At 66.7% G+C, this 20,788-nt stretch carries 21 protein-coding genes and 2 pseudogenes; 14 read left to right on the forward strand and 9 right to left on the reverse strand.

Translation table 11 applies throughout. The features are described from left to right. Nucleotides 1-3: 3 nt before the first annotated feature. Nucleotides 4-996 (reverse strand): annotated as a pseudogene (locus H7A87_RS20915) (Calx-beta domain-containing protein); the annotation flags it as partial. A 171-nt stretch (nt 997-1,167) separates the two neighbouring features. On the opposite strand from H7A87_RS20915, the gene H7A87_RS20380 reads away from it, so the two are divergent. The 4 genes from H7A87_RS20380 (at nt 1,168) to H7A87_RS20395 (ending at nt 3,469) form a co-directional block, all read left to right on the forward strand. Next, entirely contained in the window at nt 1,168-1,713 is a 546-nt protein-coding gene (locus H7A87_RS20380) for a tail fiber protein (protein WP_104650356.1), read from the forward strand. 70 nt (nt 1,714-1,783) lie between these two features. After that, a complete protein-coding gene (locus H7A87_RS20385) occupies nt 1,784-2,311 on the forward strand; it encodes a tail fiber protein (protein ID WP_115678192.1) in 528 nt (175 codons plus the stop codon). 57 nt (nt 2,312-2,368) lie between these two features. Further along, nucleotides 2,369-2,905 (forward strand): tail fiber protein, encoded by a 537-nt coding sequence (locus tag H7A87_RS20390; protein WP_104650358.1) that lies wholly within the window; start codon nt 2,369-2,371, stop codon nt 2,903-2,905. Between the two features lie 36 nt (nt 2,906-2,941). Then, nucleotides 2,942-3,469 carry a GNAT family N-acetyltransferase gene (locus tag H7A87_RS20395; protein ID WP_119129957.1) on the forward strand — a complete coding sequence of 176 codons (528 nt, stop codon included), beginning with the start codon at nt 2,942-2,944 and terminating at the stop codon, nt 3,467-3,469. A 6-nt stretch (nt 3,470-3,475) separates the two neighbouring features. On the opposite strand, the gene H7A87_RS20400 is transcribed toward H7A87_RS20395, so the two are convergent. After that, entirely contained in the window at nt 3,476-3,763 is a 288-nt protein-coding gene (locus H7A87_RS20400; protein ID WP_119130010.1) for a hypothetical protein, read from the reverse strand. Nucleotides 3,764-3,998: 235 nt separating this feature from the next. On the opposite strand from H7A87_RS20400, the gene H7A87_RS20405 reads away from it, so the two are divergent. The 6 genes from H7A87_RS20405 to H7A87_RS20430 are packed head-to-tail and all read left to right on the forward strand — an operon-like array spanning nt 3,999 to nt 8,107. Beyond that, on the forward strand, nt 3,999-4,793 hold the full coding sequence (locus tag H7A87_RS20405) for an ATP-binding cassette domain-containing protein (protein ID WP_104535396.1): 795 nt from the start codon (nt 3,999-4,001) through the stop codon (nt 4,791-4,793). Then, entirely contained in the window at nt 4,793-5,542 is a 750-nt protein-coding gene (locus H7A87_RS20410) for an MlaE family lipid ABC transporter permease subunit (RefSeq protein WP_104535395.1), read from the forward strand. Before H7A87_RS20405 ends, H7A87_RS20410 begins: the two co-directional genes overlap by 1 nt. 11 nt (nt 5,543-5,553) lie before the next feature. After that, complete coding sequence (gene mlaD, locus H7A87_RS20415; RefSeq protein ID WP_104586196.1) at nt 5,554-6,087, forward strand: outer membrane lipid asymmetry maintenance protein MlaD; 534 nt, start codon at nt 5,554-5,556, stop codon at nt 6,085-6,087. Next, the gene (locus H7A87_RS20420; protein WP_104586194.1) at nt 6,084-6,746 is read left to right on the forward strand and encodes an ABC transporter substrate-binding protein; all 663 of its coding nucleotides are present in this window, start codon (nt 6,084-6,086) and stop codon (nt 6,744-6,746) included. The genes mlaD and H7A87_RS20420 overlap by 4 nt, the downstream gene beginning before the upstream one ends. Further along, nucleotides 6,736-7,035: an STAS domain-containing protein gene (locus H7A87_RS20425; RefSeq protein ID WP_119129958.1), complete on the forward strand. Its 300-nt coding sequence runs from the start codon at nt 6,736-6,738 to the stop codon at nt 7,033-7,035. The genes H7A87_RS20420 and H7A87_RS20425 overlap by 11 nt, the downstream gene beginning before the upstream one ends. A gap of 10 nt (nt 7,036-7,045) precedes the next feature. Beyond that, entirely contained in the window at nt 7,046-8,107 is a 1,062-nt protein-coding gene (locus H7A87_RS20430) for a VacJ family lipoprotein (RefSeq protein WP_119129959.1), read from the forward strand. 163 nt (nt 8,108-8,270) lie between these two features. Here the strand turns inward: H7A87_RS20430 and H7A87_RS20435 are convergent, their stop codons facing one another. The 5 genes from H7A87_RS20435 to H7A87_RS20455 all read right to left on the reverse strand — a co-directional run bounded on the left by H7A87_RS20435 (nt 8,271) and on the right by H7A87_RS20455 (nt 12,879). Further along, nucleotides 8,271-8,690 carry a lysozyme inhibitor LprI family protein gene (locus tag H7A87_RS20435; RefSeq protein WP_119129960.1) on the reverse strand — a complete coding sequence of 140 codons (420 nt, stop codon included), beginning with the start codon at nt 8,688-8,690 and terminating at the stop codon, nt 8,271-8,273. 125 nt (nt 8,691-8,815) lie between these two features. After that, a complete protein-coding gene (locus H7A87_RS20440; protein ID WP_104650364.1) occupies nt 8,816-9,367 on the reverse strand; it encodes a glutathione peroxidase in 552 nt (183 codons plus the stop codon). A 153-nt stretch (nt 9,368-9,520) separates the two neighbouring features. Next, a complete protein-coding gene (locus tag H7A87_RS20445) occupies nt 9,521-9,925 on the reverse strand; it encodes a hypothetical protein (protein WP_180497057.1) in 405 nt (134 codons plus the stop codon). A 181-nt stretch (nt 9,926-10,106) separates the two neighbouring features. Beyond that, complete coding sequence (rmuC, locus tag H7A87_RS20450) at nt 10,107-11,690, reverse strand: DNA recombination protein RmuC (RefSeq protein WP_104585880.1); 1,584 nt, start codon at nt 11,688-11,690, stop codon at nt 10,107-10,109. Nucleotides 11,691-11,871: 181 nt separating this feature from the next. Further along, nucleotides 11,872-12,879, reverse strand: a complete 1,008-nt coding sequence (locus tag H7A87_RS20455) for a zinc-binding alcohol dehydrogenase family protein (RefSeq protein WP_119129961.1) — start codon at nt 12,877-12,879, stop codon at nt 11,872-11,874. Between the two features lie 96 nt (nt 12,880-12,975). On the opposite strand from H7A87_RS20455, the pseudogene H7A87_RS20460 reads away from it, so the two are divergent. The 4 genes and pseudogenes from H7A87_RS20460 to H7A87_RS20475 form a co-directional block, all read left to right on the forward strand. Beyond that, nucleotides 12,976-13,881, forward strand: a pseudogene (locus H7A87_RS20460) (LysR family transcriptional regulator); the annotation flags it as partial. Nucleotides 13,882-14,222: 341 nt separating this feature from the next. After that, a complete protein-coding gene (locus H7A87_RS20465) occupies nt 14,223-14,843 on the forward strand; it encodes a glutathione S-transferase (protein ID WP_119129963.1) in 621 nt (206 codons plus the stop codon). A gap of 135 nt (nt 14,844-14,978) precedes the next feature. Next, the gene (locus H7A87_RS20470; protein WP_104585894.1) at nt 14,979-15,359 is read left to right on the forward strand and encodes a hypothetical protein; all 381 of its coding nucleotides are present in this window, start codon (nt 14,979-14,981) and stop codon (nt 15,357-15,359) included. A gap of 212 nt (nt 15,360-15,571) precedes the next feature. After that, nucleotides 15,572-16,987 (forward strand): amino acid permease, encoded by a 1,416-nt coding sequence (locus H7A87_RS20475; protein WP_119129964.1) that lies wholly within the window; start codon nt 15,572-15,574, stop codon nt 16,985-16,987. A gap of 227 nt (nt 16,988-17,214) precedes the next feature. Here H7A87_RS20475 and H7A87_RS20480 read toward each other — a convergent pair whose 3' ends face one another. Both H7A87_RS20480 and H7A87_RS20485 read right to left on the reverse strand, forming a co-directional pair. Beyond that, on the reverse strand, nt 17,215-19,692 hold the full coding sequence (locus H7A87_RS20480; RefSeq protein ID WP_119129965.1) for a GH92 family glycosyl hydrolase: 2,478 nt from the start codon (nt 19,690-19,692) through the stop codon (nt 17,215-17,217). Nucleotides 19,693-20,331: 639 nt separating this feature from the next. Continuing rightward, nucleotides 20,332-20,724 (reverse strand): DUF2628 domain-containing protein, encoded by a 393-nt coding sequence (locus tag H7A87_RS20485; protein WP_016902101.1) that lies wholly within the window; start codon nt 20,722-20,724, stop codon nt 20,332-20,334. Nucleotides 20,725-20,788 lie beyond the last annotated feature (64 nt).

Consider the following 20,788-nt stretch of genomic DNA (forward strand, 5'->3'; position numbering starts at 1 on the left):
GGTGATGGTGCCGGTGGTCTGGCCGGCGTTGATCACCAGGGGCGAACTCACGGCCGCGTAGTCGGTGCCTGAGGTCGCGCTGCCACCGACGCTGAAGGCGACCGATACCGCGCTCGGCGCGGCCTGGTCGAGCGAGACGGTGTAGATCAGGTTGGCCGCGCCGTCCTCGGGCACACTGGACGGAGACACCGTGATCGATGCGGTCGGAAAGTCGTCGTTGACGATGGTGGCGGTGGCGCTGGACGGACTGCCGATGCCATAGCCGCTACCGCTGGCCACGCTGATCACCACCGTCTCGTCGGCCTCCACCGTGGTGTCGGCGACCGGGGTGACGGAAAAGGTGGCCGTGGTGGCGTTGGCGGGCACCTCGATGCTGCTCGGCGCACCCGTGTAGTCGGTGCCGCTGGTGGCGGTGCCGCTGCGACCAAGGTTTACCGTGGTCGCCGAACTGCTGCTCTGGCTCAGCGTCACCGTGTAGGTGAACGCTGCGCCGCTATTTTCGTTGAGGCTGGCCGGGCTCACCGCGATGCTGGCAGTGCGCGAGGGGTTGACGGTGATGTTGAAGACGATCTGGTTGTTGTCTTCGTCCAATAGATAGAACGAGTCCGATGTCGCACCATCGCCGTTATTGGTATAGGTCACCTGTTCGGTGCTGTCAGGATTCTGACCGGGAAGACTGTATGTGCCATGCGCCGGGGGCACGCCGGGATCGGTCATGCCGATATTGGAAGGCCCGTCGCAATCGCCGACTTCGAAGGACACCGAGCCACCTGAGTTGACGGTGGCGCTTTTCGGCGTCGGGCAGTAGGCAGCCAGGGCGACGTGAGAGGTCGCCAACAGCAACAGCGCCAGCATCCAACGCAGCAGCAGGCGCACGCCACCCGAGGCGGCGAAGGTCGTAGACATAAGTTTTCCCCGAAAAAGCACGCCACCCCAATGGCGTCGGCAGCGGTCCTGGTGCCTCGGATCAGCGCAACGCAATGCCTTAAGAGGCATGTGATTCAACTATAGCGCTATTTGAACTGGAACTGACTGCCAGTTAAAGAATGAAAAATTAATACTTCATCTCAATTAGGATCTTGGTGGCTTGTGGTATGCAATGTCGGCAGGTATGACTACGTCAGCCTCCGACAGTCGGTCGGCGGCGCACCTACGTAGGAGAGCTGCATGAGTGAGTTCTTCATCGGCCAGATCATGTTGACCGGTTTCGCATTCGCGCCGAAGTATTTTGCGCAGTGCAACGGGCAATTGCTGCCAGTCAATCAGAACCAGGCCCTGTTCAGTCTGCTCGGCACGCGCTTCGGCGGCGATGGCAGGACCACGTTCGGCTTGCCGGACATGCGTGGGCGCACCCCGATGGGCTATGGGCCGTCGGCGGATCCGAACTGGCAGCCGCCTGCCGCTCCCATGGGCCAGGCGGCAGGCGCGGAGACGGTGACGCTGGTGGCAGACAACCTGCCCCCGCACAGCCACCTGATGGATTGCAGTAGCGCCAACGGCGACAACCGCACACCGACAGGCCGTCTGTTCGCGAACAACAACGTCGCCTCCGGGACTGCGCACGCGTTGTACGCCGCGCCTGGCGCGATGGTGCCGCTGTCCCAGTCCACGATCGCCAACAGCGGCGGCAGCCAGGCGCATCCGAACCTGCAGCCCTATACCGCGATCAATTTCTGCATCGCGCTGTCCGGCATCTTCCCTTCGCGCAGCTAGGCGCCTCCGTATCCCGGGCGCCCAGCGCACGCACCTTGTGTAGAGCACCCCATCGACCAGGAAGAATTTCATGGGTACTCCCTTCATTGGCGAAATCCGCATGTTCGGTTTTGGCCGCACTCCCCAGGGTTGGCAGGCGTGCGACGGCTCGTTGCTGCAGATTTCCGAATACGAACCGTTGTACGTCCTGCTCGGCACTGTCTACGGTGGCAATGGCACCAGCACGTTCGGCGTGCCGGATCTGCGCGGCCGCCTGCCGATCCACCAGGGCCAGGGACCGGGCCTGAGCAACTACGTGCTCGCCCAGCACGCCGGCACCGAGACGGTGACGTTGACGGACCTGCAGATGCCGGCGCACACGCATACCGCTCAGGCCACCACCACCGCAGCGACGGCGACCGCACCGGCGGGGTTATTGCCGGCGGCGGTCAACGGCAGCACGTTCTACGTGAGCGATGCAACCGGTGGCACCACCTTGGCGATGTCCACGCAGAGCACCTCGTTCGCCGGCGGCAACCAGCCGCACGACAACCTCATGCCGACACTGACGGTGCAGTACTGCATCGCCACCACGGGCATCTTTCCGCAGCAGGCCTGATCCCCGCGCCGCGCCGGCAGGCCGCGGTATGCATCCGCTTCATCGGAGACTCTGTTCATGACCGAACCCTATATCGGCGAAATCCAGCTGTTCGGCTTCGACTACAACCCCTACGGCTGGGCGTTCTGCAATGGCGCCACACTGCCGATCGCGCAGAACACCACGCTGTACTCCCTGCTCGGCGTGGCCTATGGCGGCAACGGTAACAGCACCTTCCAGTTACCGAACTTTTCCGCACGCGCCGGTTGCCAGCAGGGCGCGGGGCCGGGCCTGACCCCGCACTCGCTGGGTAGCAACTTCGGCTCCGCGTCGGAAAGCCTGCTCAGCACGCAGATCCCGATGCACCAGCATGGCGTCAACATACTCTCGCAGCCGGACGTGACCAAGAAGACGGGCACGCCAGCCAACGGTGTGGCGCTGTCGTCGCTGAACGTCAACACCGAGCGCCCGTTCCTGGCGGTCGCGCCGGACAAGCAATTCTCCCCGACCATGCTGTTGCCTACCGGCAGCGGACAGGCGCACGAGAACCGCCAGCCCTATCTGGCCGTGAACTTCTGCATCGCGCTGCAGGGCGACTATCCGGCGTTCAACTGAGCGCTGCCGTCACCCGGGCGCGTTGCAGAGGCGGCGATGAAGATGCAGTTCGTAACGAGCGCTACCGCTAATCGGGGCGCGGTGGATCTTGCCCTGCGCCCCGAGCAGCCAGCCGACATCGCGTGGCTGCAGGCGCTTTATGCCAGCACCCGCAGCGACGAGCTGGCACCGGTACCGTGGCCGGAGGCGAGCAAACGTGCCTTTCTTCAGCAGCAGTTTGCGCTGCAGCGCGCGCACTACCAGCAACATTTTGAAGGCGGCGACTTTCTGATCGTCCAGGCCAAGGATCTGCGTATCGGGCGCCTGTATCTGCACCGCGCTGCCGCGCAACATACGCTGGTGGATATCAGCCTGATGCCGGACTGGCGCGGCCAAGGCATCGGCTCGCAACTGCTCGCCTACGCGCAGGCGGTGGCGCGCGAGGCGGGATGCGGATTGTCATTGCACGTGCTGCACGCAAACCCCGCCGCGCAACGACTGTATATCCGCCACGGTTTCGTCGCGGGTATGAGCAACCAGACGCATCTGCAGATGCACTGGCATTTTCCCGAGCACCGCGGTTGAACGCACTCAGTTGAAAACGGCCTGATACAGAAACCCGTCGCGCTCGCGCGCCACCGGCACCAGGAACACGCCGATCTCGCCCAGCCGCGTGTGTCGCAGCTGATAGGTCTGCTGCGGAAACAGGAACGCCGAGCTGTTGCGGAACAGCAGCGAGAATGGCGCCCGGTGGACGGCATGCGTGGTGGGCAGCGGCCGCGCCTCGACCAGCACGAATGGCACCTCGCCTTCGTTCAATGCGGCAGAGAACGTTTCATTGACGCTGCCTGCAAAGTGCTCCAGGGTCAGTATATCCATTACGTACTCGTGGTCGGCCGGAACTCCGATCATCCACCTAGGGCATACCTGCCACAACACCCCTGCGCTCGCAGATTGCGTTGGGTCATGCATGAGACGGCTTGTTGCATGCATGCCGGCTGCAGCGCGTCCGCTGCGGTGCAGGCGTCATGCGATAATACTGGACGCACCGGTTCGGTTATGTTCAGCCGTGTGACGGCTACTCTATCGCGTTGGAATTCTGTTAAAGGCTTCGATGACGGCGTCCGCATCCCCTGTCGTGCAGTTGTCCGGTGTCCGCATCGATCGCGGCGGTCGCACGATCCTGCGCGACGTCTCGCTCGAGGTGCCACGCGGCAGCATCACTGCCGTGCTCGGTCCGTCCGGCAGCGGCAAATCCACCTTGCTGGCCGCGCTGACCGGCGAGCTGCGTCCGGTCGCCGGCACGGTCACCCTGTTCGGCAACGCGATCCCGCATGGCAACCGTGCACTGCTGGAGATGCGTCGCAATGTCGGCGTGCTGCTGCAGGGCAATGGCCTGCTGACCGACCTGAGCGTGGCCGACAACGTCGCGCTGCCGCTGCGTACCCACACCCGCCTACCGGCGCCGGTGCTGCAGCGCCTGGTACAGATGAAGCTGCATGCGGTGGGCCTGCTGGCCGCCGCCGATGCCTGGCCGCGCGAATTGTCCGGCGGCATGGCGCGGCGTGTGGCGCTGGCGCGTGCGCTGGCCCTGGACCCGCCGCTGATGATCTACGACGAACCGCTGACCGGGCTGGACCCGATCGCCTCGGGCGTGATCATGAGCCTGATCCAGCGCCTCAACGACAGCCTCGGCCTGACCAGCATCATCGTCAGCCACCACGTACACGAAACCCTGCCGATCAGCGACCAGGCCGTGGTCATCGCCAATGGCGGCATCGTGTTCGCCGGCACGCCGGAGCAGCTGCAGGACAGTACCGATCCGCTGGTGCAGCAGTTCCTGCATGGCCAGCCGGATGGGCCGATCGCCTTCGATGCGGCGCCGCGGCGCGACCGGAGTGCCGCCTGATGGCCATGGTCGAGTCGATCCGCGCCTTCGGCCGCGCCGGGCTGTTTTCGCTGACCGTGCTGCGCGGCTCGGTGCCCACGCGCGATTTCATCGCCGAGCTGGTGCGCGAGATCTACAAGGTCGGCGCGCGGTCGCTGCCGATCATCGCCGTCGGCGGCGCCTTCGTCGGCCTGGTGCTGACCCTGCAGGGCTATCGCACGCTGACCACCTACGGTGCGTCGGATGCGCTGTCCACGCTGCTGGGGCTGTCGCTGTACCGCGAGCTGGCACCGGTGCTGACCGCGCTGCTGTTCATCGGCCGCGCCGGCAGCTCGATCGCGGCCGAGCTGGGCCTGATGCGCGCCACCGACCAGATCAAGGCGCTGGAGCTGATGGCCATCGATCCGGTCGCCAAGGCGGTGGCGCCGCGCTTCTGGGCGGCGGTGCTGACGGTGCCGTTGCTGACCGGCGTGTTCTGTTCGCTGGCCATCACCGGCGGCTATTTCGAAGCCGTGCACGTGCTGGGCATCGACAACGGCACATTCTGGTCGGGGTTGAGCAACAGCGTGGACTTCTGGGACGACTTTGGCGTGGCCATGCTCAAGTCGGCGATCTTCGGCGGCACCGCCGCGTTGGTCGCTGCCTACGTGGGCTTCCACGCCGAACCGACCATCGAAGGCACCTCGATCGCCACCACCCGCGCGGTGGTGAACGCCTCGCTGCTGGTGCTGATGTTCAACTTCGTCCTTTCTGCAATGTTGTTTAGGTGAGTGGAATAACTATGGCCATGCGTGGACCACGACTCGAATTCGCCGTCGGCGCCTTTTTGCTGCTGACCCTGGCCTCGCTGCTGGTGCTGGCGGTGGCCTCGACCAACCAGCGCTGGGGCTTCGGCTCCAGCCAGTACACGCTGACCGCGCGCTTCAGCCAGATCGGCCAGCTGCGTGCGCAAGCACCGGTGAAGATCGGCGGGGTGACCATCGGCAAGGTGTCCGACATCAGCCTGGATCCGACCAGGTTCGACTCGGTGGTGACCCTGTCGCTGGACAACAAGTACAAGGATCTGCCGGCCGACACCTCGGCCGGCATCTTCACCAGCGGCCTGCTGGGCGAGAGTTATATCGGACTGCAGCCGGGCGGTGACCCGGAAACGCTCAAGCCGGGCGAAGAAATCGGCTTCACCCAGCCGGCGGTGGACCTGCTGCAGCTGGTCGGCAAGTACATGTTCAGTGGCGGCGGTGATAAATCCGCCGCAGAGGGTCAGGCCGCCCCGCCTGCCCAGCCCGCTTCTCCCTCTACGGAACCGCACCAATGAAAACCACCCTGCTCTCCGCTGTCCTGGCCTCGACCCTGCTGGTGTGCGCACCGGCCACCGTGCTGGCGCAGCCGGCTGCCGCCAGCGCGCCTGCGCAGGGCGCGGCCACCAAGACCGTCATCGACAGCAGCACCCGCATCCTGAGCACGCTGGACCAGCGGCGCGCCGAGTTCCGCAGCAACCCGGCCGCGCTGCGCCAGTACATCAATGGCGAATTGAACAAGGCCTTCGACCGCGACTACTCGGCCCGCCTGGTGCTGGGCGTCAACGGCCGTGGTGCCTCCGATGCGGACGTCAAGCTGTTTGCCGATGCGCTGGCCGACAACCTGATGCAGCGTTACGGCACCGCGTTGCTCAACTTCGAAGGCAAGCCGACCTTCCGCGCCAAGTCCGAGAGCGCGCTGCCGGGCAACCGCGGCGTCAAGGTGTCCACCGACCTGCTGCGCGCCGGCAACGACCCGACCCCGGTCGATTACATGATGCGTAACGTCGGCGGCCAGTGGAAGATCTTCGATGTGATGATCGAAGGCATCTCCTACGTGCAGACCTTCAAGACCCAGTTCGACGCCCCGCTGCGCGAAAAGGGCATTGCCAAGGTCGCCGCAGAGCTGCGTAGCGGCAATCTGCAGGTCGGTCCGGCACCGGCCAATGGCAAGTAACGATTCCGTGCAACGCAATGGCCAGACGCTGGCACTGACCGGCGTGCTCGACCGCGACGCGGTCACGGCGGCCTGGCCGCAGGCGATTGCGCAACTGGACGGCATTCGCACGCTGGACCTGTCGGGTGTACAACGCCTGGACAGTGCCGGCGTTGCAATGCTGGTCGAACTGGCGGCGCGGCTACGCGCCACCGGTGCCGGTCCCGTCACGGTGGTGGGTGAGGCGTCCGGTCTGGACGAATTACGCGCCGCCTACCGTTTGTCCCCTACTTTCGATTTCCAGGCCTGAGCGCCACCCCATGACCCAGCTTCGCCCCATTTCCCTGTTGGCTGCCTGCCTGCTGCTTGGTGCCTGCGCCAGCCACGCTCCGAAATCCGCGCCGCCTGCGTCCGCGGCCGAGACTGCCCCGGACGCGACCCCGGCCCCGGTGCGTGACGATGCCGGGGTGACGGCGCAGCCGGCCACTGCCGGCTTTGCCGCCCCGGACGCCCTGCCGACCACCGCCGCAGCAGCCCCGGCCGACCAGACCGGCGCCGATGCCAGCGCCGGGACCGCAGGTGCCGCCACCTCGGCCGAGGACGACTACGCTGCGCTCTACGGCCCCACCACCCCGCAGGCCGGCGCCCACGGTGCACCGGGCCAGCCCGGTGATGCGCCGCCCTACGATCCGTGGGAGCGCTACAACCGCGGCATGCACCGCTTCAACCTGGCCGTGGACCGGGGCGTGGCGCGTCCGTTGGCCACCGGCTATACCAAGGTGGTGCCGCGTCCGGCACGCCTGGGCGTGACCAACTTCTTCGACAACCTCGGCACGCCGCTGACCATGGTCAACCAGCTGCTGCAGGGCCACCCGGTGTATGCGATGCAGTCGCTGGGCCGCTTCGTGATGAATTCCACGCTGGGCGTGGCCGGCCTGTTCGATCCGGCCTCCGCAGCCGGCATTCCGCGCCGCAGCGAGGACTTCGGTCAGACCCTGGGTGTGTGGGGCTGGCGCAATTCGCGCTACTTCGAGTTGCCGCTGTTCGGCCCACGCACGGTGCGCGACACCTTCGGCCTGGGCGGCGACATTCCGCTCTCGCCGTTGCGCCAGGTCGACGACAGCGGCGCGCGCTTCGCCCTGCAGGGCCTGCAGCTGGTGGATACGCGCGCGCAGCTGATGTCGCTGGATTCGCTGCGCGACCAGGCACCGGACGAATACGCACTGACCCGCGATGCATGGATGCAGCGCCGCAACTACCAGATCGTGCGCGACCTGCGCAGCCATCGCCAGAAGGACAACGAGTTGCCCGACTACCTGCGCGAGGACAAGGACAGCACCGTGCCGGTGGATGCGATGCCGATCCCGCAGTGGATTCGTTGATCGATCTAGCATGCGGTTTGGCGTAACTATGAAAGCCCGGGAGCGATCCCGGGCTTTTTATTTTCCGCCACCAGCATGCGAAGTGGCACCAAGGACCAGGCTGCCTAGGCGCAGGCTTGCCTCAGGCAATCCAGACCGAAGGATCGAAGGTGCAGTTGCCAGGTCACTTGCCGGCGCGCAACTCCGGTTCGGGCCTGATAGACGGCGTACGGTCGATATAGGTGAGAGAGTGCTTCCATAGATCGTGCGCGCGCTGATCGTCGAGGTCGACGATGCAGCGCGCCACCTTGGCCGGCCGGACTGTCGCATCGCGCCAGCGCGTTTGCACATTGCCGCACTGAAGATCCCGGTACGTCGTCCACGCCGTCTGTGCGTTGTCGAAAGCGTCGGCGGCAATACCCAATGTGGAAACGGCCCGGTCGCGCGCGGTCGCCAGATAATCATCCAGACGTGCCTGCGCGATGCCGACTTGCTCGTTCCAGCAAGCGTTACTTTCCGGGGTTGTCTGCAGGTCGCGGCAAAGCTCCGCAGCATGCAATGACGAACTGCCAGGCAGCATCAGGAGGACAAAGAGCAGACGCATCGACAGGGTCCTTGTTGAGTCACCTTCGCGATGCGTGCACCGACACGGTGGATGCAGCTTGCTACGTCAGGCCACGCGTGCCACTGGCGCGCACGCGTGGCGTCTCGTCCTGGTGGAGAGGAGCTTCAGGCAGCCGCTGCCAACGCTGCATCCACCGCCGCACGCAGGCGCGCATCGTCTGCCGGCACGTCGGGGGCGAAGCGGTCGATGACCTGGCCGTCGCGGCCGATCAGGAATTTTTCGAAGTTCCACAGCACGCCCGGTGCGGGGTTGGGTGCGATGCCGTAGCCGGCCAGTTTCTCGCGCATCGGGCCATCGCCGGTGGCCTGCGGCTGTGCGCTGGTCAACTGCTGATACAGCGGATGGATCTCGGCACCGGTGACGGCGATCTTGGAGAACATCGGAAAGGTCACGTCGTAGGTGAGCTGGCAGAACTGCGCGATCTCCGCCTCGCTGCCGGGCTCCTGCCCCTTGAAGTCGTTGGCCGGAAAGCCCAGCACTTCCAGCCCCTGTGCCTGCTTGTCGCGATACAGCGCTTCCAGGCTCTCGTACTGCGGGGTCAGTCCGCACTTGGAGGCGACGTTGACCACCAGCAGCACCTTGCCGCGATAGTCGGCCAGCGTGGCAGGCTCACCGTCGATGCGGGCAACCGGGATGTCGTAAAGCGTCTGGCTCATCGATACGTCCTGGACAGGTAGAGCCGAGAGCATAAACCGCCACGATGGCGCGAGCGAGACGGCTGACTCATGGCGCTTGCAGTGATCTCCAGCGACGCGCACGGACCAAGCGGCTGATCGACCCGTGCAGGCGCTTCACCACGTTCGCTGACGTCAATCGATGCACAACGCGGCCTGGCCCATGCCGCCGATCACTTCCTGGCGGCAACCGAAGCGGTCGCTGTCGCGCTGGCAGGTGCCGGATGTCGCGGTGCCGGTCGGCACGATGCTGGTGGCCAGGCAATCACCGCTGCAGTCGGAACTGTCGCTGCAGGTCTTGCCGGCATCGGCATACGGCACCACGCAACGCACCGTCTGCATGCGGCCGACCGGGCGCAGTTGCCCGCCCTTTGCCGTGCATTCGGCAGCGTCGGCGGAACCGGCGTGCGGTGGCTGCGGCGTGCCCGCCGCAGCGCCCGGCCTGGTCGCCGGAGGCGTGCTGCATGCGGTCAGCAGCAGCGCGCAGACCACTGCATGGATCCATCGGGTTGCCATGTTGACACTCTCGTCTTGCATCAGGTGGCTGCAAGCATCGCGGTGGCGATGTCTGCGTGGCGTGCTCGCTATCGGCAAGAAGCCATGCCGGAGACCTGCGTTTTGTAGGAGCGGCCCTGGCCGCGATGGGGCGTTATCGGTAATGCCTGGTCGCGCCCGGGTGCGCTCCTACGTTGTGGTTTGTTGGGTCGCCTTGGGCGGCGGATCATTCCTGCTCGTCGTTGCTGTCGTCGTCGCTGCTGCTGGCGGTGTCGTCGTTGCCGGCATCGTCCAGCAGCGCCTGGGAGTGTTCGCTGGCCAGGGTTTCCACGCCGCGCAGGCGGCGTTCGATGGTGCGGGTCTTGCGGCTGGCTTCGCCCAGGCTCTTGCCGACCGTGCTGATCTGCCGCTCGGCCTTTTCGAGGATGCCGGCGAACTTGCCGAACTCGCTCTTCACCGCGCCCAGCACCTGCCAGACCTCGCTGGAGCGCTTTTCGATCGCCAGCGTGCGGAAGCCCATCTGCAGGCTGTTGAGCAGGGCGGTGAAGGTGGTCGGGCCGGCCAGCACCACGCGATGTTCGCGCTGCAGCAGGTCGACCAGGCCGGCGCGACGGATCACTTCGGCGTACAGGCCTTCGGTGGGCAGGAACATCACCGCGAAGTCGGTGGTCTGCGGCGGGCAGACGTACTTGTCGCTGATCGACTTGGCCTGGATGCGGATGGCGCGTTCCAGCTGCGCCGTCGACGTCTTGATCGCGTCGAGGTCGCCCTTTTCCTGCGCGTCGATCAGGCGTTCGTAATCCTCGCGCGGGAACTTGGCGTCGACCGGCAGCCACACCACCGTGTCGTCGCCACGCCCAGGCAGGCGGATCGCGAAATCCACCGCCTCGGCGCTGTCGGGCCTGACCCGCACGCTGCGCGCGTACTGCTCCATCGTCAGCGTCTGTTCGAGGATGTTCTCCAGCTGCACTTCGCCCCAGCCGCCGCGGTCCTTGACGTTGCTCAGCACACGCTTGAGATCGCCCACGCCGGTAGCCAGCTGCTGCATTTCGCCCAGGCCGCGCTGCACCTGTTCCAGGCGTTCGGAGACGAGCTTGAAGGAGGCATCCAGCCGCGTGTTGAGCGTGGTCTGCAGTTTTTCATCGACGGTGGCGCGCATCAGTTCGAGCTTGCTGGCGTTGTCGTTCTGCAGGTTGGCCAGCTGTTGTTCCAGCGTGGCGCGCATTTCGCCGATGCGCAGCTCGTTGCGTTGGGTGAGTTCGGTCAGGCGTTGGCCCAGCGCCTCGGTGAAGCGCTGCTGCGACTCGCCGGCCTCCTGCCGGCCCTTGCGGGCATCGTCGGCCAGCGCTTCGCGCAGGGCGGCCATATGGGTGTCGGTGCGCGCGATCAGCTCGGTCAGCTGCTGGCCGAACACCTGGATGCGGGTTTCCTGCTGCTGGCCGAAGCCGTCGAGCTGGGTGCGCAATTCGGTCAGCCGCAGGGTGAGCAGTTCGCCGGTGCGTTGTTGCGCCAGGGCGCTTTCCTCGCGCGCCTTGCGTGCATCTTCGCCGAGTGCGTCGCGCAACAGGTCCAGGCGCTGGTCGGTGCGCGTGGACAGTTCGGTGAGATTGCGTGCGAAGGTTTCCAGGCGGCCGTCCTGCTGCCGCGCCAGGCCTTCGAGCTGCTCGCGCAATTCGCCGCGGCCGTCGCGTTGCTCGGCACGCAGCGCCAGCTCCAGGCCGCTGGTGGAAGGACGTCGCAGCAGCGCGATCAGCTGCAACACGAGGACTACGACAAGCAGTCCGAGAAGGATCAGGGATTGGGATGACATGCGCGCAGTGTAGCCGGGCCGGTCGCAGGGGCTGCGCCAGTGCGACGCCGGTTGGGCGGCCGGTGCTCAGGGCGCGGGCGCCTGGGACGGTGCGCCTGCAGCAATGCGCATCAAGCGCCTCCGACGCGGCTGACGGCGTGGCGAGCCGGGCCGGGGCTGCGCAGTCGCAACGTCGCCGCGGTCAGAACCCCTCCAGCACCAGCTTGCCGCGGGTGCGATGCGATTCCAGTGCGGCGTGGGCGCGGCGCAGGTTGTCGACGGTGATGCGGCCGTAGTGCTCGCCCAGCGTGCTGCGCAGCGTGCCGCTGTCCACCAGCGCGGCGACGCGGTTGAGCAGGTGGTGTTGGGCAATCATGTCGTCGGTGTCGAACAGCGAGCGGGTGAACATGAATTCCCAGTGCAGCGACGCGCTCTTGCGCTTGAGCGGCAGCACATCGAGCGTGGCCGGGTCGTCGATCAGGGCCAGCTGGCCCTGCGGCGCGAGCACGTCGACCAGCTGGGTGAAGTGCTGGTCGGTATGGGTCAGGCTGGCGACATGCTCAACCTGGGCGATGCCGATGCGCTGCAGGCTCTCGCTCAGCGGCTGGGTGTGGTCGATGACATGGTGGGCACCGAGCGCATACACCCAGTCCTGCGTCTGCGGTCGCGAGGCGGTGCCGATCACGGTCAGCTTGGTCAACGTGCGCGCCAGCTGCACCAGGATCGAGCCGACGCCCCCGGCGGCGCCGACCACCAGCAGGGTCTGGCCCTGCCCGCCGTCTTCGGCGATGCGCAGGCGGTCGAACAGCAGCTCCCAGGCGGTGATCGCGGTCAGCGGCAACGCGGCGGCCGAGGCGTCATCGAGCGTGGCCGGCTTGCGCCCGACCAGGCGTTCGTCCACCAAGTGGTATTCGGCATTGGTACCCGGGCGGTTCAAGGTGCCGGCGTAGTACACCGCATCACCGGGCTGGAACAGGCTGACCTCGCTGCCCACCGCATCGACCACGCCGCTGGCATCCCAGCCGAGCACGCGCGGTGCGTCGACCGCGGCGTTGGCGCGCACCTTGGTGTCGACCGGATTGACCGAGATGGCATGGATGCGCACGCGCAGGTCGCGCGGGCCGGGCTCGGGCAGCGGCAGGTCGAGCGCGACCAGCGCGCGCGCGTCGTCGATGGGCAGACCGTGCTGGGGATAGGCGATGGCTTTCATGGCGGGCGTCCTGCGGGGAGGGAACTGCATGGTCGGCCGCCGGCATTGCGAGAAAAACCGGCAAACTGCGCAAGCACTTTCACAGCTGGAGGGAAGATGGTCCGCTTCGACGACTTGGCGCTGTTCGTGCGCACGGCGGCACTGGGCAGTTTTTCCAATGCCGCGCGCGAGGCCGACCTGCTGCCCGGCCAGGTCAGCGCGGCAGTGGCGCGGCTGGAGCGGGCCCTGGACCTGCGCCTGTTTGCGCGCTCCACGCGCAGCCTGCGGCTGACCGCCGAGGGAGAGCAGTACCTGCCCTACGCACGCCAGGTGCTGGAGCTGCTGCGCGATGGGCGCGAGCAGGTGCGCGGGCACGACACCGAACTGCAGGGCGTGCTGCAGGTAACCGCCCCGTCGGACCTGGGCCGCAATGTGCTGCTGCCGTGGCTGACCGAGTTCCGCGCCGCGCATCCGCGCCTGCGCCTGCGCCTGCATCTGTCCGACCAGGTGGCGGACCTGTACCGCGCGCCGGTGGATGTGGCGTTCCGGCTGGGGCGTATCGACGATGCGGAGCATGTGGCGCTGCCACTGGCGCCGCACAACCGGCGGGTGCTGGTCGCCGCGCCGTCCTATCTGCAACGGCACGGGCAACCGGCCACGCTGGACGCGCTGCGCGAGCACGCCTGCCTGCTGTATCTGCTGGCCGGGCGCGCCTACGACCGCTGGCAGTTCGAGCTGGAGGGCCGCCGCCACATCGTGCCGGTGCGTGGCGCGATGCTGTGCGACGACGCCGATATCGTGCGGCGCTGGGCAGTGGCAGGCGAAGGCATCGCCTATAAATCCTGGCTGGATGTCTGCACCGACGTGCAGGCCGGGCGTTTGCAGGTGCTGTTCCCGGAGTGCGGCGACCGCCTGCCTCTGCACCTGGTGTGCCCGCATCGCAAGCAGTTTTCGCCGGCGGTGCGGCAGCTGCACGCGCTGTTTGCGCAACGCTGCCAGGCGATGACGGCGCTGTACCCGCTGGCGTCTTATGTGTATACCGCCGCCAGTGCCGGCGCCGACGTGGTCGCGACCATGCAGCGCCTGGCCAAGGCAGGGCGCGGCTTGAGCACGTATATCAGCCAGAGCGTGCGCGACGCTTACGCAGGCAAGCTGACGGTGTAGGCAAGCGGCGACGGAGCAGGTTGCACGCGTCGATCTGCATGGCTGCACGAACATACACATGCCCATTGCAGCATCCGCTCCGTTGAACGCAGACGCGGCAGCCGTGCTGCTGCAATGATGCATCGACGCACGCGCAAGACGCAGAGCAGTCACTGGCGCAGTCGTCTGCACGCACTCACCACCTCCACCCCCGGGCACATATGCTGGACATCTACGGAAAGCCGACATCGATCAACGTGCGCAAGGTGCTGTGGCTGTGCGAGGAACTGGCGCTGGACTACACGCTGCACGCGTATGGCAGCGGGTTTGCATCGCTGGATACGGAGGCCTTTCGCGCGCTCAACCCCAACGCACTGGTGCCGGTGATCCGCGATGGCGATCTGGTGCTGTGGGAGTCGAACACGATCTGCCGGTATCTGGCCGCGCGTGCAGGGCGCGCCGACCTGTTGCCGACGGCGCCCGCTGCCCGGGCGCTGGTCGAGCAATGGATGGATTGGCAGGCCACCGAACTCAACAACGCCTGGCGTTACGCGTTCATGGCCAGCGTGCGCGGCAGCGCGGCGCATGCCGATCCACAGGCGATTGCGGCGAGCGTGCGCGAGTGGAACCGGCACATGGCCATCCTCGCGGCACAGCTGCAACGCGGCGGCCCGTTCGTGCTCGGAGCCGACTTCACCCTGGCCGATATCGTGTTGGGCTTATCCACGCAGCGCTGGCTTGCCAGCCCGATCGCGCGGCCGGCGTTGCCGGCGGTGGTGGCGTATCACGCCTGCCTGAAGACGCGTGCCGGCTTTCGACGTCATGGCTGCAATGCGCCGTAGACCAGGCGAGCAGCCGCTACGCAAAGCGAGCAAGACAGTGCGGCGATGCTGGATTTGCATGCGGATCGCATCGCATTGACCTCAACGTGACCTGCGCATCGCTAGGGTGAGGCTTCGTTCCTGCCAGGCCACCCGATGACCACCGCCACCAACCAAACCCGTCTGTTCGCGCTGGGCCTGTTCGTTTTTCTGGGCAGCTTTGCCGCGATCGTCTGGTACCTGATGCGGCCGTACGGCACGGCGTATTTCTTCCCGGTGCATTTTTTGATCGGCGCCGCGTTGCCGTTTTTGTTCTATGCCATTGGTGGAACACGGCTGTGGTTCTGGATCGGCATCGGGGTCACCGCACTGGTGCTGCTGTGGTTCAACTTCTGGGGCCACGACGCCAATGGCGCGGCGCCGCGGGTACTCGATTGGACCCATTTCGCTGCCGGTGCGGTTGGCCTGATCGGCGCGTGGGCGGTGCAGTTGGTCTATCGCAATGTGCGCCCACCGCATCGCCCGTCTGTGGAGTGAGCGGGAATTGGGGATTGGGGATTGGGGATTCGCAAAAGCGGGATCGCGGGTGGTGGTCGCTTGGCCGGAGACCGGCGGGCGGCCCGCACCCGGCTGATGCGGTGGGCGCGCGTGCGCAGCCATGCTGGCGCCGACGCATGACCTTGGACCGATAGCTTTGCTGCGGCGCGTTGGGCGACACTCGCGCCTTCTTTTGTTCCCGCGAGGTCCGCATGTCGTCTTGGCTCAGGCGCAAATCCATCGATCAGGTCACCGTGCACGAGGCCGGCCGGCAGCTGGTCCGCAGCCTGAGTTGGCCGCATCTGGTCGCGCTGGGCATCGGCGCGATCGTCGGCACCGGCATCTACACGTTGATCGGCGTGGGCGCGGACAAGGCCGGCCCGGCGGTGCTGCTGTCGTTCGTGGCGGCCGGCATCGTGTGCGCCTGCGCGGCGCTGGCGTATGCGGAGATGGCCACGATGATGCCGGCTGCCGGCAGCGCCTACACCTACAGCTACACCGCGCTTGGCGAGAGCATCGCCTGGGTGGTGGGCTGGAGCCTGGTGCTGGAATACTCGCTGGTGGTGAGCACGGTGGCGGTGGGCTGGTCGGGCTATTTCGTCGGCTTCCTGCAGTGGTTGGGGGTCAACCTGCCGCATGCCCTGGTGGCCGGGCCGCATGCCGGCGGCATCGTCAACCTGCCGGCGGTGGTGATCACCTTCCTGGTCGCCGGCATGCTGATGGCCGGCACCAAGGAAAGCGCCACGCTCAACGCGGTGCTGGTGGTGCTGAAGATCGTGGCGCTGGGCGTGTTCGTGGCGATTGCGTTGCCGGCGTTCGACAGCGCCAACCTGCAGCCGTTCATGCCGTATGGCTTCCCCAAGACCGAAGGTGCCGATGGCGTGGAGCGCGGGGTGATGGCCGCGGCGGCGATCATCTTCTTCGCGTTCTACGGCTTCGATGCGATCTCCACCGCGGCCGAAGAGACCAAGAACCCGGGGCGCGATCTGTCGATCGGCATCGTCGGCTCGATGATCGGCTGCACGCTGATCTATGTGCTGGTGGCGTTGTCGGCGGTGGGCGCGATGAGCTTCACCGTGTTCGGCAAGAGCCCGGAGCCGTTGGCGCTGATCATGCGCGAACTCGGCCACGGCAAGGCGGCGCTGGTCATCGGTGCGGTGGCGATCATCGCGCTGCCGACGGTGTTGCTGGCGTTCCTGTACGGGCAGAGCCGCATCTTCTTCGTCATGTCGCGCGATGGCCTGTTGCCGCGCGGCCTGTCCAAGGTCAATGCCCGCACCGGCACGCCGGTGGCGATCACCCTGTTCACGGCGGTGCTGGTGGCGGCGTTGGCAGGCGTGGCGCGCCTGGATGAAATTGCCGCATTGGCCAATGCCGGGACCCTGGCGGCGTTCACTGCGGTGGCGGCGTGCCTGCTGGTGCTGCGCGTGCGCGAGCCCACGCGTGCGCGCTCCTTCCGGACGCCGCTGGCATGGGTGGTGGGGCCGGTGGCGATCCTGGGCTGCCTGTATCTGTTCTGGAGTCTGCCAAGCACGACGCAGGGGTGGTTCCTGGCCTGGAACGCGCTGGGCGTGGTGGTGTATGTGGCCTATGGCCGGCGCAATAGCCGGTTGGCGAAGGTGGGGTAGTTCCTCCTCCCAGCGGGAGTGTGCCCTTCTCCCAGCGGGAGAAGGGGCTCGCAGTACGGATGAGGGGCGCCTCGGACACCCGGCAGGTGCCAGCGATGACGAACGCGTCGCCACGCGCCTTCAAGAACGAATCAACACAGGCGAGCTGTGCCCTTCTCCCGCCGGGAGAAGGGCTTTCAAGCTTTCAGGCTGCGCGCCGGCCCGCGCTCGCGGTACCGGCGCTTGAATCACGGTGCCGCCGCAGGCGTGGCGCAGAACGAGGCAGGCAATGCCTCTGGTTGCGTGCCCCAGCCCTGGGTCGGCGCCTGCTTGCTTAGTGCAAACGACAGCGTGCCGCCCTGCTGCAGCTGGGCCCAGTCCAGGAACACCTGCCGCTGCGGTTGCCCGTTGAAACGCACGCTGTCCACGTATTGCAGCGCGCGGCCGTCGGCGCCGGGGGCGTCGATACGCAGGCGCTTGCCGTTGCCCAGCGCCAGCGTGACCCGCTTGAAGCGCGGGGCATGCAGCAGGAACTGCCCGCTGCCCGGCACCGCCGGATACAGGCCCAGGGCACTGAACAGGTACCAGGCCGACATCGTGCCGAGGTCGTCGTTGCCGGTGACGCCATTGGGCGCGTTGGTGAACAGCTGCTGGGCGGCGCGCACCACGGTGGCGGTCTTCCACGGCTGGCCGATCAACGTGTACATCCACGGGGCGTGCAGGTCCGGTTCGTTGTTGGGGTTGTAGCGGTACTGGTTGTAGTAGCTGTACGGGCCGACCACCCAGTGCGTGCGCGCGGCGTTGAGCGGGTCCTTGAGCAGGTCGTCGTAGGCGAAGAACGCATCCAGGCGTTTGCCGGCCTGCTCGCTGCCATGCATGGCCTGCAGCATGCCGGGGATGTCCTGCTGCACCAGCCACTGGTATTGCCAGGCGGTGCCTTCGTGGAAGCCATGCTGCGAGCGTGGGCTGTAGTGATCGTCCGAGGGGGCATACCAGCTGCCGTCTTCCAGCCGGGGGCGCGGAAAGCCGCTGAAGCCGGTGTCGGCATCGCGCACGCCGGCGTCCCAGACGTTGTGCCAGTTGCCGCCGCGTCTGCGTAGCAGCGCGCTGTCGTCGGGGTGGCCGAGCGCCTGCGCCATCTGCGCCAGCGCGCAGTCGGCCAGCGCGTATTCCAGCGTGGCCGAACCGCCGTGGTGCGGGTCCACGTCCATGCCCTTGGAGGGGAAGGCACGGTCATATTGCACGTAGCCGTTGGCCAGGTAGCTGGCGTTGCCCGAGCGCCCGGCGTGGCGCGAATTGATGGGCGGCTGGCCGAAGGCGTTCTGGCGCAGCGCGGCGTAGGCCTCGGTTTCACTGCCCTGCAGCGCGCCGAAGCGCCACAGGTCGACCATGAAGGGCGTCACCGGGTCGCCGGTCATGATGTTGGTGTCGTAATTGGCGTACCCCCAGCGCGGCAGCCAGCCGCCTTGCTGGTGGATGGCCAACAGCGAGCGACCGATGTCGCGCGCGCGCGCCGGCTGCAGCAAGGCCAGCAGCTGGTTCTGCGAGCGATAGGTGTCCCACAGCGAGAAGTACTCGTAGTAGGTCCAGCCCTCGGCACGGTGGATCGCATCGTCAAAGCCGCGATAGCGGCCATCGGCATCGCTGCCGGTCAGCGGCTGCAGCAGCGCGTGATACAGCGCGGTGTAGGCCACCGTGCGATCGTCGGCGCTGGCGCCGGCCAGCTGCATGCCGGCCAGTTCCGTGCGCCAGGCCTGTTGCGCGCGCTGGCGCATCTGCTCCAGGCCCAGCAGCTTGCCGCCCTGCATGCCGTCGGCGCGCAGGTTGTTGCGCGCGCCGTCGGCGTCCACATGCGAGATGGCGCTGACCACGGTCACTGCGCGCGCGGTCTTGTTCTTGCCCAGCGGGAAGCTGAGCCAGGCACCGTTGGGCTTGAGTTCGCCGCCCATGCCGTGGCGCGCGCCGGGCACGCCGCCGTCTTCGCCCCAGACACCGTGCGCGGTAAACGGGCGGTCGAATTCCAGCCGGAACCAGGTGGTGTATTCGTGGCCGCCGCAGAAGCTCTGCGTGGTCAGTTTGCCTTCGACCACGCGGTCGCCGACCACCTGCAGCTGGCTGCCGATCACCACGTGGCGGTCGTTGGCCTGGCCGAGGTTGACCAGTACATGGCCGGTGTCGGCGCCGGGCGCGAAGCTGTAGCGCTCGGCGGCGGCGCGGGTGAGCGCGGTGGCTTCGGCGTCGATGCCGCCGTAGTCGGTCAGCCGCACCTTGTAGTAGCCGGCCTGGCCGACTTCGCCGTCATGGGTGTAGCGCGCGGCATAGCGCTTCTGGTCGAAGGCCTTGGCGTCGGCGGTGTCGAAGTCGCCGCCCGGGCCGATGCGGCCGGTGACCGGCAGCACCGAGACCTGGCCGCCCTGCTCCCAGCAGCCGGCCCCGGACAGGAACGAATGGCCGAAGCCGCGGATGCTGGGGTCGTCATAGCGCCAGCCGGCGTAGTGCGCACCGATCGGGCTGACCTGGACCAGGCCGAACGGGGCCGAGGCACCGGGGAAGGTATTGCCGTCGTCCTTGCTGCCGATGAAGGTGTTGACCTGCGCCGGGTCCTGCGCGGCCAGCGGCGCGGACACCGCCATGCCGAGCAGGCATAGGCCGGCGGCGGCGCGGCGCCAGAACGGCGCCGGAGCGCCCTGCGAAACGGAACGATCGGACCAGACTGCGGAGAGCATGCAAGACACCTCGGAGGAGAGGGCGACCGAAGCCGCAGGTGGGGATCCATGCCGATCGCTGCACCACGCAGCGATCGACGCACAACGACCGCGTTCAAACGGCGACCGGCAGCGCGATTTGGCGCCCGACCTGGCTTGTTTGGATCGATCTAAATTCGATGCGGTCATGGGCCATGTGTCGGCAAAGATTAAGCATTCTCGACCGCTTGCTGCACACCGCGGCGCAGCAAAGTGTGCGGGTGCTGGCAGTTTTGCGGGTGTTTTAGACTTTTGAGGCGATCTGTTGCGCGCTGTCAGGTACTGCCATTCTGAGGCGTGTCAGAGGCACTGACGGATGAGTTGGCTCGGGATTGATCCGTCTGCGCTGCGTGCGGTTGGTTGAAGGTGCCGCTCTTGGGCGTGTTGCGCGTCGGGGGCCGAACCCTCACCCCAACCCCCGCTCCGCGCCCCGGCCCGCGCTAGCAGCGCGGGCGCTCCCAGGCACGCGCGCCAGTGGCGCGCAAGCTGTGCCTTATCGCCCCGGGGGAGGGACTTGGTCCACGGGGCTTGATGGCCCATAAAAAAAGCCCGGTCAGTGACCGGGCCTGGCGACGCTGGCGTGGCGGCGGGAGGGGCCGACGCGCCGGTGACGCAGTTGCTTCAGATCCAGCGCATGCCCTCGAACGGGTTCCAGCTGGTGCTGCCCTTCACCTTGTCCAGGTAGTAGGCGTAGTTGGCGATCATGCCGGTCAACAACGACAGCGGCAGCCACAGCACGTTCTGAAACGCGGCCGGCAGGAACGAGGCCACGATGCTCACCACGACGCTGATGCCGATCAGGCTCAACGCCTTGCGCCACAGGCCGATGATGAAGAAATAGATGACGCCGAAGAAGAAGGCATAGAAGTTCATGCCGACCTTGACCTTCTCGCCAAAGCTCAGGGTCTTCAGTGCGTTCTTGTAACTGGGGTCTTTGGGGCCACCGTGACGGTCGAAGAAATCGAAACGGAACTGCCACTTGGGACTGAGCTGGGTGCGATCGAAGGTATCCATTCCAAACCATGTAGTTGAAAACGATTACATGATAGGCGATCGCGTATTCATCGGCACGTTCTTC

It is taken from the genome of Xanthomonas sp. CPBF 426, from assembly GCF_903989465.1.
In the GTDB taxonomy this organism is placed as follows: Bacteria; Pseudomonadota; Gammaproteobacteria; order Xanthomonadales; family Xanthomonadaceae; genus Xanthomonas; species Xanthomonas euroxanthea.